We start from the raw sequence: 15,613 nt of genomic DNA on the forward strand, positions 1-15,613 counted from the left end.
GTGAAAAGGATAATTTTATCTTATGCCTAAACAAAGTCATTTACACTGTTCTTTCTGCGGAAGAAGCCGGGATGAGGTTAAGATCCTTATCGCTGGCCAGGATGGACACATTTGTGAAAACTGTGTAGAACATGCGCAGGAAATCATTTCACAGGAATTGCAGTTAAAAACAGAATCTCAGCCTGCTTCTTTCAAGCTTACTGTTCGTAAGCCAATGGAAATAAAGAAGTTTATGGATGAGTACATTATAGGGCAGGATGACGCTAAGAAGGTGCTGGCGGTTGCGGTTTACAATCACTACAAGCGTTTGCAATATCGCCAGACAGAGTCCGATATAGAAATTGATAAGAGCAATATAATCATGGTCGGCGAAACTGGTACCGGCAAAACACTTCTTGCTAAAACCATTGCGCGCCTTTTAAATGTTCCTTTTGCCATAGTAGATGCAACCGTATTTACTGAAGCAGGTTACGTTGGTGAAGACGTGGAAAGCATGCTAACACGTTTATTACAAAACTGCAATTACGATGTAAATTCAGCAGAAAGAGGAATAGTATATATTGATGAAATTGATAAGATTGCCCGTAAAGGAGACAATCCGTCTATTACCCGTGATGTTAGTGGTGAAGGTGTTCAGCAGGGATTATTAAAAATGCTGGAGGGCACCGAAGTGCTGGTGCCGCCGCAGGGAGGTCGAAAGCATCCTGAGCAAAAGATGATTAAAGTAAACACACAAAATATCCTGTTTATTTGTGGCGGCGCTTTTGATGGAATTGATAAGGTTATTGCACGACGCGTAAATACCAATGCAATCGGCTTTAACGTAAATAAACAACTGCAGGACTACCAAAGAAAGAATTTACTGCAGTTTATAAATGCGCAAGATCTAAAGTCTTTTGGCTTAATCCCCGAGCTATTAGGTCGTCTTCCGGTCGTTACTTACTTAAATCCTCTGGATGCGGAAACGCTGAGGGCGATCTTAACCGAGCCTAAAAACAGTATTATTAAGCAGTATAACCGCTTGTTCGAAATCGAAAATATTACCCTCACAATTGACAATGATGTTTATGATTTCATGGTAACAAAAGCTATGGAATACAAGTTGGGAGCTCGCGGACTAAGAAGTATTTGCGAAAGCATCTTAACGGAGGCCATGTATGAGCTACCCAGCTCTGGTCAAAAAGCCCTTCATGTAACCTTGGAGTACGCCGAAAGACAATTTGGAAAGAGTAAGATGAGTATGTTGAAAGTTGCTTAGTCAGTAAATAATTATAAAAAAGCCCCAAAGTGTTTTGGGGCTTTTTTTTGCCTTCTTTATAAAAACTATTTTTTTATTATCAACTAATCGGCTTCAATCGGCATTGTTGTGTCACTCACTTGTACTTGCATATCGCTATTTGGCCTTTTTCACATTATATCTGTAAGTCCCAAATTCAATCAAAACCCTTTCCGGTTCTCCTGCACCGCTCTTTCCGCTGTTAGAATACTTTTTATACATTTCCCATTCATTAAATTGCAATTAAATTTTACATTATGAACGAAATAGTAGAACGTTTAACTCAAAAAGCAGGACTTAGTCCTGAGCAGGCACAAAAAGCAGTTGAAACAATTGCTGATTTTGTTAAAGAAAAGTTTCCCATGCTTGGTGGCGCAGTAGATCAACTCTTCACTTCCGGTGGTGGCGCCGGTTCCAACTCCGGCGGTTCGGGTTTTGGAGGATTTGGAGGATTCGGTCAATAACCTGGTTACTTATAATAGCATAAAAAAGGGGCTGGTATAATAAAGAACCTTGCCCCTCTTTTTTTGCCTATAAAACATCTTATTTCAATAATTCCCTGGCAATTACTAATTTCTGAATTTCACTGGTTCCTTCACCAATTGTACAAAGCTTTGAGTCGCGGTAGAACTTCTCCACCGGAAAATCCTTCGTATATCCGTATCCGCCAAAAATTTGGACGGCCTCTGTAGCAACTTTCACGGCAACTTCACTCGCATAATATTTAGCCATAGCTGCCTCTTTTGTCATATGCTCGCCCCTCATCTTCAAGTCGCAAGCTTGTTGGGTTAACAACTCCGCTGCTGCAATTTCTGTCGCCATATCTGCCAGCTTAAAACTGATCCCCTGAAAACTGGAGATAGGCTTATCGAACTGGTGGCGTTCCTTGGAGTACTGCAAAGCCGCCTCAAAAGCTCCCTTTGCTATTCCCAAACTTAGGGCCGCTATGGAAATCCTTCCACCGTCTAATACTTTCAAAGCCTGCCTGAACCCGTCTCCCACCTCGCCGATTCTTTGCGCATCACTAATTCGACAATTATCAAAGATCATCTCGGCCGTTTCACTTGCACGCATGCCAAGTTTATTTTCTTTCTTACCACCTAAGAAACCTGCAGTCCCTTTCTCTACAATAAAGGCAGTACAATTTCCGCTTTTTCTAGGTTCGCCGGTACGTGCAATTACTACCGCTACGTTTCCTGAAATTCCGTGCGTGATCCAGTTTTTTGTGCCATTCAACACCCATGCATTACCCTCAAGCGTTGCCGTCGTTCTCATATTTCCAGCGTCACTACCGGTGTTTGGCTCAGTTAATCCCCATGCCCCTAAATATTCGCCGCTTGCTAGTGCTGGCAAATATTTCCGCTTCTGTTCTTCGTTTCCGAAGAGCATGATATGGCTTGTACAAAGAGAATTATGTGCTGCCACACTAAGACCGATAGAGCCACATACTTTTGATATTTCCTGTATGATTTCTATATATTCATAATAAGACAGCCCTGCACCTCCATACTCCTCGGGCACTAAAACACCCATCAAGCCTAATTCACCTAATTTTTTAAAAACTTCCACCGGAAATTCCTGCGTTTCGTCCCACTCCATCACGTGAGGTTTGATGTGTTGCAAGGCGAAATCTCGTGCTGTCTGTGTAACCTGTTGAGTTAATTCAGATACCTCAAAATTCATGGGTAGCCATCATTTTATTAGAGACAAAAATAAGCGAAACATAGCGGGAAAAAGTTGAGGTATAAAAGAATGATAAAAGACAAAAAAAGTATCCCTTATTGAGTTAATACTAAATAGGGAACAATTTTATTGTAGACTTCATCATCAATAATCTGAATTTTAAGGAGGTCATTCACCGATTTGTAAGCGCCGTGCTGACTCCTGTAGGTAACGATCGCATTGGCAATGTTCCATTTTATGTAAGGATGCATTTTTAGTTCATTTGCATCCGCAGTATTTATATTTAACTTTTTTACGTCGGAATTGTTGCATTGCAAACGCCCTTTTATCTTTTCAAAAGTACTGTCTGCTATCCCATATGTTTCACCAAGTTGATCAACTGAATTAAATCCTCCCAGTTTTTGCCTGAAGTTTACAATTCGGGTAGCAAGTGTACTGCCAATACCGGGTAAAGAAATAAACGCTGAAGTGTCAGCAAGGTTAATGTCTATTATTTTAGTTCTAATATTTTCATTCTCTTTTTTAGCAGTTGTATAATTAGCGCTTTCAACAGAATTTTTATAAGACGCTTCCTTTTCAGCAATGCGCACATAAGGAACCAGGCGATCTGCTTCTTGCGATCTTAGTCCATAAATTCTCCGAATGTCATCCGGTGCACGAAAACGATAGCCCTTTGCGATAAAATTTTGAATAGTGTTTACAGTTTTGTCTCTCACTCCCAATCTTTTCCATCCCTCTGCGTCTAACGTGTTGGGGTCAAAGGCAAATAATTCTCCAACTGTCTTATTATAGTTATCGTAATGCTTTGGCCTATAATCCTCCGCATCGTCATGCCGTTGATATCCAAATGTGTTATGAGAGGTGTCTATAAAAATTTTTAATTGCGCCAGTTCCTTCTGAAACGCATCTTTTGCAACCGGTGTTTTCTTTACCGGAAGAAATCGTGCAATAAGAAAAATACATACAGAAAGGGAAAGGAACAGGTATATCCCCCGCCTTTCTTTTTTTGAAAAACTCAGGTAATCTTTCGCAATGTGTGACCACCATAATTTCATCTGGTGAGATATTTGGAATAATATACAACATTAGTCAGACAAATAATTGCATTCGGTCAAAGGCCAGCAGCATGCCTTTGGGTAAAGTGTTGTTGACTTTAGTATTTAAACCAAGCTGGTGACTAATATGGGTAAAATAGGCGGTGGGTATCTCAAGGTTTTGTACAAGAGCGATTGCCTCGGGCAGAGAAAAGTGAGAAATATGGGGTTCTTTTCTTAAGGCGTTTAACACAATTATTTCGCTTCCCCGTATTTTATGCTGCTCTTCTTCATCAATAGCATTTGCATCAGTGATATAAGTGAACTTGCCAAACCGGAAGCCGTAAACAGGCATTTTATGGTGCCATACCAGAATAGGTGTTATGGGAATATCTCCGATCACGAAAGGGTCTAAAGTAATTTCATGAAGGTTTATTTTAGGAACTCCGGGGTAGGCCAACTGTTGAAAAGCATAAGGAATTTCTTTTTTAACTCCTTCAAGTGACATTTTGTTTGCAAAAACGTCGGTAGCCTTTTTATTAAAAAACTGGAAAGCGCGCGTATCGTCTATTCCCGCAATATGGTCCTTATGTGGATGAGTTATTAATAGGCCATCAATTTTCTTCACTTTTTCGCGCAGCATCTGAAACCTGAAATCGGGAGTTGCATCTATAATAATAGTTGTTGCAGCAGATTGAACCATAATGCTGCTTCGCAACCTTGTATCCTTGCTATCGGTAGAAGTACATACTTCGCAACCGCAAGCAATCATAGGTACACCGCTACTGGTACCGGTACCTAAAAAAGTTATAGTAAGAGAAGGATAGGACACTTTACAAACCTACAGGAATTTGAACAATCTTCTATAGCACTTGCCCTAAAAACGGGAATACCGTAATAAATCCCCTTGTAAGAATGGAGGGGTGTAATTTTTTTTTAACAAGCAACAGAATTTCTACTGAGCATTGTTGTGTCACACCCTTATACTAAAGCAAAAAGGGCAGCTGAGGGTTTTGTTTAAACTCCTTCATGAGTTGGTGTTTCTTCCGGCACAACTTCCTCCTTTACGGTGGTCTCACTTTTTTCGGTTGTAGCTTTTTTATCGGCTTCAACGGCTAAAGCCACGGCTTTCTTTTTTAGTTCTTCGTACAACTTCTGCGAATCGTGAGTGAGTAAATCGAAATTAATATTCAATTGAGGAATTAGGTCTACCAGGGTATTGATACGGCCTTCAGCGTCCAGAAACTTATTCAACACAACCACTTTCTTAGCCTCTAAAATACAGTAACCACTTTGAAACGTACCTCTCTCATAACGGACTACGTATTCGCCTTCATCCAAAATTTTTTCTATTTTATTTAATGTTGCCTGGTTATATTTCATACACTGCTGCCGTGTCGGGCTTCTATTTTAATGAATACAAAAGTAATCCTGGCTATTTTTTCTGATCCTAACAATTATCCACACTAATATCATTGAAAGTAAGCCTGATGATAAGAAAACAAAAAGTTGCAGTGTGCGACGCAACAACTGCAACAACAAAGATTTATAGCCGGGTACAAAAAAAGACCAATAATGTTACGAGACTTTACTTACCATTTTAATCACCGGCACTATCATTTCTTCCATACTTACACCACCGTGTTGAAAAGTGTTACGGTAATAATTAACGAAGTGATTGTAGTTGTTTGGGTAACAGAGAAAGCCGTCTTCTTTTGCGAAAATAAAAGATGAATTTACATTTGGAACAGGTAGGCCTGCTTGCCTCGGATCTTTAAATGCCAACACATCTTTTGGCTCGTAGTTTAAGTTGCGGCCGTGTTTATAACGGAGATTTGTAGTGGTTTGTTTATCACCAATTACTTTATATGGCGTTTTTACCTTTACAGTACCGTGGTCGGTAGCCACAATGAGGTTTACCTTTTTATCGGCAATTTTTTTAAGTGCCTGGTTTAGTGTGGAGTGTTCGAACCAGCTACGGGTAATACTGCGATAGCTTATCTCGTCACCAGCAAGTTCTTTTAACACCTCCATTTCTGTACGGGCATGACTAAGCATATCGACAAAATTGTAAATGATAATGTTTAAATCGTTACCCATTAAATTATGGATATTGTTTAAGAGTTGTTGCCCTTCGTTATTATTTACAACTTTAGTATAGCTGTATTTAATATTTTCTTTTCTAAGTCTTTTTAACTGGCCTTTAAAAAACGCTTCTTCAAAAAGATTTTTTCCACCTTCTTCATCATCGTTTTTCCACTCGACGGGAAATTGTTTCTCAATATCGATAGGTAATAATCCGCCGAAAATGGCATTGCGCGAATATTGGGTGGCTGTAGGTAAAATACTGTAAAAGGTTTCTTCCTCCAGAATTCTGAAGTTTTCAGCAAACAAAGGTTGTATCGCTTTCCACTGATCGAAGCGAAGATTATCAATTAAAAGAAAGAACGTGGGCACCCCTTTTTCGACATGTGGCAGTACTTTGAACTGAAGCAGGTTGTGACTCATTATCGGCGCGTTGTTTCTCGGGTCGAGCCACGAAGCATAATTTCTGCTAATAAATTTAAAAAACTCGCTATTGGCTTCCTGTTTCTGGCTTTGCAGGATCTCCTGCATTTCGGGGCTATCGCTTTTTTCCATTTCCAGTTCCCAGTACACCAGCTTTTTATAAATATCCATCCATTCGTTATAGTCAGGGTTGCTGTTTAGCGACATAAATAATTCCCTAAACTGCTGCTGGTACGCGGTTGTCGTTTTTTCTGCTACAAGGCGTCTGTTATCTATTATTTTTTTGAGGCTTAACCAAACCTGGTTTGGATTTACAGGCTTTATAAGGTAATCGCTAATCTCGTTACCAATTGCATCGTCCATCAAATTTTCCGTCTCGTTCTTTGTTATAAGAACTATCGGTATTTGAGAATTAACTGCTTTTATCTGTGCAAGTGTTTGAAGGCCTGTGAGGCCCGGCATACTTTCATCCATTAATACTACATCAACAGCATTTTCCTTTACATACTCAATGGCATCAAATCCATTTGTCAGGGTGGTGACTTCGTAACCCTTATTTTCTAAAAATATCTTCTGACTTTGTAAACTTTCTATTTCATCATCGACCCATAAAATTTTAGCTGCAGACATAATTAAAACACTGATTTGATGTGCAATAGTTCAAAAATACCCTTTTTAATAACAGTCGATAGTAGATTTGCCGGAGGTATCTATATTTTAACAACAACTTTTTCAATGCCGGTTCCAACAAGAAAAATTATTAATGATCCCGTTTATGGTTTTATTAGCATCAAAGATCCGCTGATATATAAGATAACTACACACACCTATTACCAGCGGTTAAGGCGTATATACCAGATGGCTTTGGCGCATCTTGTTTACCCTGGTGCGGTTCATACAAGGTTTCATCATTCTTTGGGTGCATACCATTTAATGTGTAATGCACTCAGCGAATTGCGCAGTAAAGGCATAGAAATAACACATGAAGAAGAGGTTGCTGCAAAAGCGGCTATCTTATTACACGATATTGGGCATGGGCCTTTTAGTCACGCCCTGGAAAACATTCTGCTTAAAGGAATTCATCATGAAACGTTGAGTTTGCACATAATGCGGCTGCTAAACGAGGAGTTTGAAGGAGCGCTTCAAATAGCGATAGATATCTTCACTGATAAATATCCAAAACGTTTTTTGCATCAGCTCGTAAGCGGGCAACTAGACGTTGACAGAATGGACTACCTGACCCGGGATAGCTTTTTTACAGGAGTAAGCGAAGGCGTTATTGGCTACGATAGAATAATTAAAATGATGACTGTAAAAGATGGCGAACTACTAGTGGAGGAAAAAGGTATCTATAGTATTGAAAAATTTTTAGTTGCAAGACGTTTGATGTATTGGCAGGTGTACCTGCATAAGACTGTACTGGTTGCAGAAAAAATGCTAATAAAGATTATAGAGCGTGTCAGAGCCATTTGGACCAAAGATGATAGCAGTCTTATTACGGGCACTTCTCTCGATTTTTTCTTAAACGAATTTGATGGAAGAATGAACGACCATGCAATTCAAAATTTTGTGAACCTTGATGATAATGATTTTATGCATGCCATTAAACGATGGAGCAAGCATGCAGATAAAGTGTTAAGTATATTATGCCAGGGGATTTTGGATAGAAGATTGTTGAAGATTAAACTTCAGGCCGAGCCTTTTATCAAAGAAATAATGCAACAAAAACTTACAGAGACTTGTCAAAAGCTAAATGTTTCTGCAGAAGATGCCGCATACTTTGTATTTGACGGTGAAGCAGTAAATACAATGTATAAAACGAGTGATGAGCGGATTAATATTTTATTTAAAGACGGAACGGTTAAAGATATTTCACAAGTCGACAACGCTCTTATTCATAAAACGCTGAGTAGCACGGTTAAAAAATTTTACATTTGTTATTACGAATAACATTTGCCCCTTTCAAGTTGCCCAATTAATACAAATTCACTTACGCTTAAGCCAGATGCTTTTGCCAAACTTTTAAAAATGATATTTACTGCGAATCAAATAGCGGTTTTAATAAAGGGACAAATTGAAGGCAACCCGGAAAGCTCAGCAAATAGCTTTGGCCGAATTGAAGAAGCTCAACAAGGGCAGCTTGCGTTTTTGGCTAATCCGAAATATGAAGAATATCTGTATAGTACCAAAGCCTCGGTGGTTATTGTTTCAGATAAACTAGAGTTAAAACAACCTGTCGATTCTACCCTAATTCGTGTCGCCGATCCTTATTCAGCTTTCGCGAGTTTATTACATTACTACCAGGAATTAAAAACACAGCAATTGCAGGGAGTTGAAGAGCCCTGTTTCATTTCTTCTACAGCAAAAAAAGGGGAAAATGTATTTGTAGGTGCCTTTGCATATATAGGTGAAGCAAGCGAGATTGGTAACAATGTAAAGATCTTTCCAGGAGTATATATAGGAAACAGTGTAAAAATTGGAGAAAACTGTCTTTTACATCCGGGAGTAAAAATTTACCACGATTGTATCATTGGTAAAAATGTTACTATCCACGCCGGAACTGTTATTGGTGGCGATGGTTTTGGTTTTGCTCCCCAGGCCGACGGATCATTTAAAAAAGTACCTCAAATAGGCAATGTAATCATTGAAGATAATGTTGAGATTGGCTCCAATGCTACAATTGACCGGGCAACAATCGGGTCTACAATTATAAAAGCCGGGGCTAAGCTTGACAATTTAATTCAGATAGCTCATAACGTAGAAGTAGGAATAAATACTGTAATTGCAGCGCAGGCCGGGGTAAGCGGTAGCACTAAAATCGGAAATAACGTAATGATTGGTGGGCAAGCCGGTGTAGTGGGGCACATTCAGATAGCAGACTTTAGCAAAATAAATGCGCAAAGTGGCGTCAGCAAATCTATTAAAATTCCTAAGTCTGCTGTTACCGGTTCTCCTGCTTTCGATTATACGAGTGCATTACGAAGTCAGGCGTTGACACGTAACTTACCAGACATGGAAAAACGAATAACAGAACTTGAAAACCAGATAAAACTATTACTGGAAGAAAAGTTAAATGCGGAGCATCTCCACTAGAATAGACTGTTAAGGGGAGAATTAAGCTATTTATAATTATACCCCTTTCCAACTAAAATCCGATACTTTTCATACTTTCGTGGCCTTTAGGAGCTTATGAATAGTACCGGACAATCATTCCAACATACCATACGTCATGAAATAAGTATTTCAGGTGCCGGCATCCATACTGGTCAGTCAGTTACTATGAACATAAAGCCTGCAGCCCCTAACACAGGAATTAATTTTCAAAGAGTTGATCTTCCTGGCAAGCCCGTTGTAAAAGCTGATGTTGACTTCGTCGTTGAAACAAACCGCAGTACTACACTTGAAAATAACGGAGCAAGGGTTAGCACCGTCGAACATCTAATGGCTTCTTTTTTAGGAATGCAGGTCGATAATGCTCTTATAGAGATTGATGGAGAAGAAGTTCCTATTTTAGACGGAAGTGCTCAACAATTTGTTGAAGCATTGGAAAAGGCTGGTTTGCAACAACAAGGTGTTCCCAAAATATATTATTCTATTGACCATAATATTACTTTTTCTGATGAAGAGAAAAAAGTAGAAATGGTCGCACTCCCATACCACGAATATAGAATCAACACGTTAATTGATTTTAATAGTCCTGTTTTAGGTACTCAACATGCTTCACTGAGAAACTTCTCAGATTTTAGCAAGGCGATTGCCCCTTGCAGAACGTTTTGCTTTTTTCACGAATTAGAATGGCTTCTTGCTAATAATCTTATTAAAGGCGGAGATATAAATAATGCAATTGTCGTTGTAGATAAGGAAGTAAGTGAAGAGCAGGTTGAAAGAATTTCGAAAGTCTTTCACAAGAAAGATGTTGAAATAAGCTCTGAGGGTATTTTAAACAACCTTGAACTTCGTTTTCCTAATGAGCCAGCGAGGCATAAGTTGCTGGATGTTATAGGAGATCTTGCTTTGGTTGGCTATCCTTTTAAAGCTCATATTATTGCAAATCGCCCCGGTCATGCTAGTAACGTAAAATTTGCAAAGAAGATTAAAGAGCATATTAAAAAAATAAAAAACAGGCTGGACGTTCCTAAGTACGATCCCAATAAACGTCCGATTTTTGACATCCAACAAATTGAACAGGTTCTTCCACACCGTTACCCCTTTCTGTTAGTTGACAAGGTAATAGAGCTGACGGACAAAGTTGTGATAGCGATCAAAAACGTATCGTACAATGAGCCCTTTTTCCAGGGACATTTCCCTGGTAATTCGGTGATGCCTGGTGTTTTACAAGTAGAAGCCCTTGCACAGGCGGGGGGATTTCTTGCTATCCCAAGGGATACTGACGACAAATACGATACTTATTTCTTAAAAATAGAGAACTGTAAGTTCAAGCAAAAAGTGGTGCCCGGCGATACATTAATCCTAAAAATGGAGTTATTAAATCCGATTCGTAGAGGTATATGTGAAATGAAGGGGACAATATTTGTTGGTGACAAGATTGTTACAGAAGCTTCGCTCGTGGCACAAATTGTAAAAAGACCTAAAGCATGAGCAAAATAAGTTCGCTTGCCCACATTCATCCTGATGCAAAAATTGGTGACAATGTAACAATTGACCCTTTTGCTGTCATCAATGGTGAAGTTTCTATCGGCGACGGTACTCACGTCATGTCTCATGCCGTAATAATGGACGGTTCTATAATTGGGAAAAAAGTAAGCATTTATCCCGGCGCTGTAATTGGCGCTACACCTCAGGACTTAAAATTTGTAGGTGAGAAAACAACTGTAGAGATTGGAGATGGAACGACTATACGGGAATGTGTGACAGTTAACAGGGGAACCAAAGAAAAGTGGAAAACAGTGCTAGGAAAAAACTGCCTGATTATGGCGTACGCACACGTAGCCCATGATTGTGTATTGGGTGATAATGTAATTTTGGGAAATGCGGTGCAGCTAGCTGGTCATGTGGAAGTAGGAAATTTTGCTATCATAAGCGGATTAAGCGGCGCAGTACAATTTACACGAATTGGTGCCCATACTTATGTTGCAGGACATGCGGTAGTGCGAAAAGATGTCCCTCCGTATGTGAAGGGTGCCCGCGAGCCTATGAGTTTTGCCGGAATAAATAAAGTAGGTTTACAGCGCGCCAAATTCTCTCCGGAAAAAATTCAGGAAATAGCTGACATCTATAAAATACTGTTTATAGAAAAAAATATAACATCTGCCGCACTTGAAAAGATTGAAGGCTCTTTTCCTTTTTCACCAGAAAGAGACACAATACTTGACTTTGTCAAAAGCTCAAAAATTGGGATCATAAAGCGTCCTTCCAAAACAGAGAGTGATGACGATAAAGCTTTCTAACGCAGGAAAACGATTTAACAGAGACTGGATCTTCAGAAACGCAACTTACACTTTTTTAGCTGGCCACACTTACGCAATAACTGGCCCCAACGGTTCGGGCAAAAGCACTTTATTACAGGCAATAGCAGGGAGTTCAGGCATCAGTGAAGGCAAAATAGAATGGCAAATAAACGGCCTCGCTTTAAGCGGCGATACTATTTATAATTACCTGACCATTGCAGCTCCCTATGTTGAGGTCATTGAGGAAATGACAGCCACAGAATTTTTGCTTTTTCACCAACAGTTTAAACCATTAATTGAGACACTTTCAATTAGAGAAATACTTACACTTATTGGCTTAGATAAAGCTGCAAATAAGCAAATAAGATATTACTCCTCGGGAATGAAACAACGCATTAAACTTGCCCAGGCCATTTTTTCGAATGTTCCTCTTCTCTTACTAGATGAACCATGCACTAACATGGACCAAGCCGGTTTCAACTTGTACAACAAGCTAATAAGTGATTATGCAAATAATAAAACAATTATTGTTAGCAGCAACGATTTAAACGAATATTCGTTTTGCCGGGATGTAATAAGTATTATGGATTATAAGTAGCGATACAATATTTTCACGTGCTTTAATCGTTATTAAATACACAAAAGGGTAGCGGCTACAACCCCTGCCGTCTCTGTCCTCAGCCTCGTTTTACCCAAACTTACTGCCTGGTACTTTTTCTCGATAGCTAAAGAAATTTCTTCTTTAGTAAAATCACCTTCAGGACCAATTAATATTTGAACAGATGGTTGTGTTCGAAAGTCGTTAATCGAACTTTTCATTTCCTCTTCACAATGTGCTACTAGCTGCACCGTGTAGTGGCCCGATGAAATAACAGGGTCGACTAGTGACGGTTGTTGTAGTACAGGTAGCCAGGCTTGTTTGCTTTGCATCATTGCACTTACAACTATTTGTTTCATTCGGTCATAGCGAAAGTGTTGCTTTTCTGTTCTTTCACATAATAGAGGGATAATTTCTGTAACCCCGATTTCGGTCGCTTTTTCTAAAAACCATTCAAAACGACTTGCATTCTTTAATAATGATATTGCTATACAAACCTCCTGTTGTTTTCGAGCAATAAATTCTCTTGCTAATATTTTAACTGTACACTTTTTTTTATGCTCATCCAATATTTCAGCAAGCAATAAATTTCCTGCACCATCTGCAAGCTGTAGTTTCTCCCTTGTTTTCATTCTTAATACCTGAACTATGTGCTTAGAAGTATCTTCATTTAAGGTGAGAATATCAGCAGAAGAAAAATTATCAAGAAAAAAAATGGGGACGTCCATAAGCGTAAAATTAAAAACAAAAACCCCGGAAAAACCGGGGCCGATATATTAGTGGTTGATTGCCAAAAAATTAAAAAGGAGATGCTTCGTCAAAGCCTTCGTCAAATTCCCCTGTATTCATTTTACTTCCTTTTTGAATAAATAAACGTGCTCCGTCATTCGCAGGGGGTGCGCTTGTTGGTCCTCCACCTAAAGGTACAGGTTTCCAGTTTCCACCTCCACCTGTTGGCGGCTGGCCGCCACCTCCAAGGTCATCACTTTCTTCTTCTATAAATTTTTGTATATGAAGTAAAGCCCTCAGCTTAATTGTTTCAAGACTTCCGTTTCTATGTTTGGCAATTCGCACATGCGTTTCGCCGCGGTTACTTTCTCCTAATTCGTTGGTATTAATTTCATAATATTCAGGACGGTATAGAAACATAACCATATCAGCATCTTGTTCAATAGCACCTGATTCTCTCAGGTCACTCAGTTGAGGCATTTTGCTTTCTTTACGTGTTTCTACCGCACGGCTCAACTGGCTTAAGGCAATAATGGGAACCTGCAGTTCTTTAGCCAAACTTTTTAAGTCTCTCGAAATACGGCTGATCTCCTGCTCACGGTTAGAGTTCTTATCACCGCTTCCACTCATCAACTGGAGATAGTCAATAATAATTAACCCTACTTTATGTTTATTCACCAATCGGCGCGCCTTAGCTCTAAACTCAAAAATGTTTAACGCCGCTGTATCATCAATATAAATGGGTGCGTCGCTAAGTTTGGTTACCCCTTTACTATACAGCTGCTGCATTTCATAGTCTTCGAGGCGGCCCCGGCTAATCTTTTCAAGCATAATTCCACTTTCTGCACTAAGAATACGGGAGACCAACTGGGCAGAACCCATCTCTAAACTAAAGAAGGCAACGGCGGTGGGCTTGGTGGGATGTAAAGCGGCACTTCGAACAAGGTTTAGCGCAAATGCGGTTTTACCTACGGCAGGACGTGCAGCCAGGATGATCAGATCCGTTGGCTGCCAACCAAACGTTACCTTATCTAAAGACGGGAAACCCGTAGGTACTCCCGAAATCTCCTCCTGCTTATTGCGAAGGTCATCAATGCGCTGAATAGTTTTAACCAACACACTACCAATATCATCAAAATTCTTTTTTAGGTAGTTATTGGTGATGTTGAACATTTTGCTCTCACTTTCATCCAGCAGATCAAACACGTCTGTGCTATCCTCGTAAGCATCGCCAATTATTTCTCCGCTAATACGAATCAGTTCTCTTTGTATAAACTTTTGTAATATTATTCTTGCATGTGCCTCAATATTGGCTGTTGAAACTACCATGTTCGTCAACTTGGTAATAGCATAAGGCCCCCCTACAACATCTAGTTCTTCCTTTGTTTTTAGTTCTTCTACAACAGTAAGAATATCTATAGGCAAACTTTTTTGAGCAAGCGACTGAAAACACTTAAAAATGCGTTGGTGTGCATCTACATAAAAACATTCAGGTTTTAAAATTTCAACAACGTTATCAAACGCGCTTTTTTCAAGCATTATGGCGCCTAATACAGCTTCTTCCAGCTCTTTTGCCTGCGGTGGAACTTTACCATACACCATTGTGCTAACATCCAGCGAGGGCTTTCTTCCCTTTTTGCGGTCTTTATTAAAATTAGTTAACTCCATTTTTTTTCTTTTGGTCTTTGTACTGTTTTTAACCCTTCACCAAGGTCTTAAAATTCACTTTTTTCAATTTCCCCATGTTACCCAGGATTTTTTGCAGGACGGCGAATATAGGCTCTTAAAAAGTGAGGAAAAAACTTTTACCCCAGCTATAATTCTCCTATTTTATTCAACACAGTTCTTATGGGTTTTAATGGGTTTACCAACAAAAAGCAGCAAGATATTCACAAGCTAAAAAAGTTTTCGACCCTTTTTCATTTTCAATTCACACAGCTTGTGCACAAAAAATTATTTGCAAAAAGTTGTTTTGGAATAGGATTAACCTTAACTCGAAGGGGAAATTTTTCCACAAAAATTAATAAAATTTTAATCACTAGTTAAGTTTTAGATAAAAGTACAAGTGAGTGACGCAACCATGCTGAAAGAAGGGCAATAGCCTAGACAAAAATAAAAATTAGTAAAGGCAGCGGATGCCGGATTTCTATTAATCTATTTCAGGTTTTTCTTCCGTTTCAATTTATTTGTCTCCTGTTTTTAATTTTTTTTGCCGTCATTAGTTGTTATGTCAACATTCTTGTGTCACTCCCTTGTACTACATATCATACTTCAAAGCTTGCTTAAAAAAAGCCCTAATGCTTTTAAAAAGACATAAGAATGTGCAGAACTAAAGAGGGGGTTTTTTTGAATTGTGATTGATGTGGCCCACCTGCTA

At 39.2% G+C, this 15,613-nt stretch carries 14 protein-coding genes; 7 read left to right on the forward strand and 7 right to left on the reverse strand.

All coding sequences use genetic code 11. From position 1 onward, the window contains the following. The first annotated feature begins 22 nt into the window (after positions 1-22). Together clpX and JWR87_RS17200 are read left to right on the forward strand one after the other, a co-directional pair. Entirely contained in the window at positions 23-1,258 is a 1,236-nt protein-coding gene (gene clpX, locus JWR87_RS17195) for an ATP-dependent Clp protease ATP-binding subunit ClpX (RefSeq protein WP_297822459.1), read from the forward strand. Between the two features lie 275 nt (positions 1,259-1,533). Beyond that, positions 1,534-1,740: a hypothetical protein gene (locus JWR87_RS17200; protein ID WP_297822461.1), complete on the forward strand. Its 207-nt coding sequence runs from the start codon at positions 1,534-1,536 to the stop codon at positions 1,738-1,740. Between the two features lie 79 nt (positions 1,741-1,819). Here the strand turns inward: JWR87_RS17200 and JWR87_RS17205 are convergent, their stop codons facing one another. The 5 genes from JWR87_RS17205 to JWR87_RS17225 form a co-directional block, all read right to left on the reverse strand. Next, a complete protein-coding gene (locus JWR87_RS17205) occupies positions 1,820-2,959 on the reverse strand; it encodes an acyl-CoA dehydrogenase family protein (protein ID WP_297822463.1) in 1,140 nt (379 codons plus the stop codon). A 95-nt stretch (positions 2,960-3,054) separates the two neighbouring features. Beyond that, positions 3,055-4,014, reverse strand: a complete 960-nt coding sequence (locus tag JWR87_RS17210; RefSeq protein WP_297822465.1) for a helix-hairpin-helix domain-containing protein — start codon at positions 4,012-4,014, stop codon at positions 3,055-3,057. A gap of 34 nt (positions 4,015-4,048) precedes the next feature. Beyond that, a complete protein-coding gene (locus tag JWR87_RS17215; RefSeq protein ID WP_297822466.1) occupies positions 4,049-4,825 on the reverse strand; it encodes an MBL fold metallo-hydrolase in 777 nt (258 codons plus the stop codon). A gap of 185 nt (positions 4,826-5,010) precedes the next feature. Further along, positions 5,011-5,376 carry a hypothetical protein gene (locus JWR87_RS17220; protein ID WP_297822468.1) on the reverse strand — a complete coding sequence of 122 codons (366 nt, stop codon included), beginning with the start codon at positions 5,374-5,376 and terminating at the stop codon, positions 5,011-5,013. 195 nt (positions 5,377-5,571) lie between these two features. After that, positions 5,572-7,131, reverse strand: a complete 1,560-nt coding sequence (locus JWR87_RS17225; protein ID WP_297822470.1) for a response regulator — start codon at positions 7,129-7,131, stop codon at positions 5,572-5,574. 18 nt (positions 7,132-7,149) lie between these two features. Here JWR87_RS17225 and JWR87_RS17230 point away from each other — a divergent pair, with 18 nt between their 5' ends. The 5 genes from JWR87_RS17230 to JWR87_RS17250 all read left to right on the forward strand — a co-directional run bounded on the left by JWR87_RS17230 (position 7,150) and on the right by JWR87_RS17250 (position 12,507). Then, entirely contained in the window at positions 7,150-8,451 is a 1,302-nt protein-coding gene (locus tag JWR87_RS17230; RefSeq protein WP_297822472.1) for an HD domain-containing protein, read from the forward strand. A 78-nt stretch (positions 8,452-8,529) separates the two neighbouring features. Further along, a complete protein-coding gene (lpxD, locus tag JWR87_RS17235) occupies positions 8,530-9,594 on the forward strand; it encodes a UDP-3-O-(3-hydroxymyristoyl)glucosamine N-acyltransferase (protein WP_297822474.1) in 1,065 nt (354 codons plus the stop codon). 96 nt (positions 9,595-9,690) lie between these two features. After that, positions 9,691-11,100, forward strand: coding sequence for a bifunctional UDP-3-O-[3-hydroxymyristoyl] N-acetylglucosamine deacetylase/3-hydroxyacyl-ACP dehydratase (locus JWR87_RS17240; protein WP_297822476.1), 1,410 nt, complete (start codon positions 9,691-9,693; stop codon positions 11,098-11,100). Then, positions 11,097-11,909: an acyl-ACP--UDP-N-acetylglucosamine O-acyltransferase gene (gene lpxA, locus JWR87_RS17245; protein ID WP_297822478.1), complete on the forward strand. Its 813-nt coding sequence runs from the start codon at positions 11,097-11,099 to the stop codon at positions 11,907-11,909. The genes JWR87_RS17240 and lpxA overlap by 4 nt, the downstream gene beginning before the upstream one ends. Next, entirely contained in the window at positions 11,890-12,507 is a 618-nt protein-coding gene (locus tag JWR87_RS17250) for an ATP-binding cassette domain-containing protein (protein WP_297822480.1), read from the forward strand. Before lpxA ends, JWR87_RS17250 begins: the two co-directional genes overlap by 20 nt. Positions 12,508-12,539: 32 nt before the next feature. Here the strand turns inward: JWR87_RS17250 and JWR87_RS17255 are convergent, their stop codons facing one another. Then, a complete protein-coding gene (locus tag JWR87_RS17255) occupies positions 12,540-13,235 on the reverse strand; it encodes an RsmE family RNA methyltransferase (protein ID WP_297822482.1) in 696 nt (231 codons plus the stop codon). Positions 13,236-13,305: 70 nt separating this feature from the next. After that, positions 13,306-14,904, reverse strand: a complete 1,599-nt coding sequence (dnaB, locus tag JWR87_RS17260; protein ID WP_297822484.1) for a replicative DNA helicase — start codon at positions 14,902-14,904, stop codon at positions 13,306-13,308. Between the last annotated feature and the right edge of the window lie 709 nt (positions 14,905-15,613).

It is taken from the genome of Segetibacter sp. (assembly GCF_025963695.1).
Taxonomy (GTDB): Bacteria; Bacteroidota; Bacteroidia; order Chitinophagales; family Chitinophagaceae; genus Segetibacter.

What these genes read in the sequence shown, in the direction of transcription:
- clpX (WP_297822459.1), top strand. Translation starts at nt 23, where the DNA reads ATGCCTAAACAAAGTCATTTACACTGTTCTTTCTGCGGAAGAAGCCGG.
- JWR87_RS17200 (WP_297822461.1), top strand. Translation starts at nt 1,534, where the DNA reads ATGAACGAAATAGTAGAACGTTTAACTCAAAAAGCAGGACTTAGTCCT.
- JWR87_RS17205 (WP_297822463.1), bottom strand. Translation starts at nt 2,959, where the DNA reads ATGAATTTTGAGGTATCTGAATTAACTCAACAGGTTACACAGACAGCA.
- JWR87_RS17210 (WP_297822465.1), bottom strand. Translation starts at nt 4,014, where the DNA reads ATGAAATTATGGTGGTCACACATTGCGAAAGATTACCTGAGTTTTTCA.
- JWR87_RS17220 (WP_297822468.1), bottom strand. Translation starts at nt 5,376, where the DNA reads ATGAAATATAACCAGGCAACATTAAATAAAATAGAAAAAATTTTGGAT.
- JWR87_RS17225 (WP_297822470.1), bottom strand. Translation starts at nt 7,131, where the DNA reads ATGTCTGCAGCTAAAATTTTATGGGTCGATGATGAAATAGAAAGTTTA.
- JWR87_RS17230 (WP_297822472.1), top strand. Translation starts at nt 7,150, where the DNA reads ATGTGCAATAGTTCAAAAATACCCTTTTTAATAACAGTCGATAGTAGA.
- lpxD (WP_297822474.1), top strand. Translation starts at nt 8,530, where the DNA reads ATGATATTTACTGCGAATCAAATAGCGGTTTTAATAAAGGGACAAATT.
- JWR87_RS17240 (WP_297822476.1), top strand. Translation starts at nt 9,691, where the DNA reads ATGAATAGTACCGGACAATCATTCCAACATACCATACGTCATGAAATA.
- lpxA (WP_297822478.1), top strand. Translation starts at nt 11,097, where the DNA reads ATGAGCAAAATAAGTTCGCTTGCCCACATTCATCCTGATGCAAAAATT.
- JWR87_RS17250 (WP_297822480.1), top strand. Translation starts at nt 11,890, where the DNA reads ATGACGATAAAGCTTTCTAACGCAGGAAAACGATTTAACAGAGACTGG.
- JWR87_RS17255 (WP_297822482.1), bottom strand. Translation starts at nt 13,235, where the DNA reads ATGGACGTCCCCATTTTTTTTCTTGATAATTTTTCTTCTGCTGATATT.
- dnaB (WP_297822484.1), bottom strand. Translation starts at nt 14,904, where the DNA reads ATGGAGTTAACTAATTTTAATAAAGACCGCAAAAAGGGAAGAAAGCCC.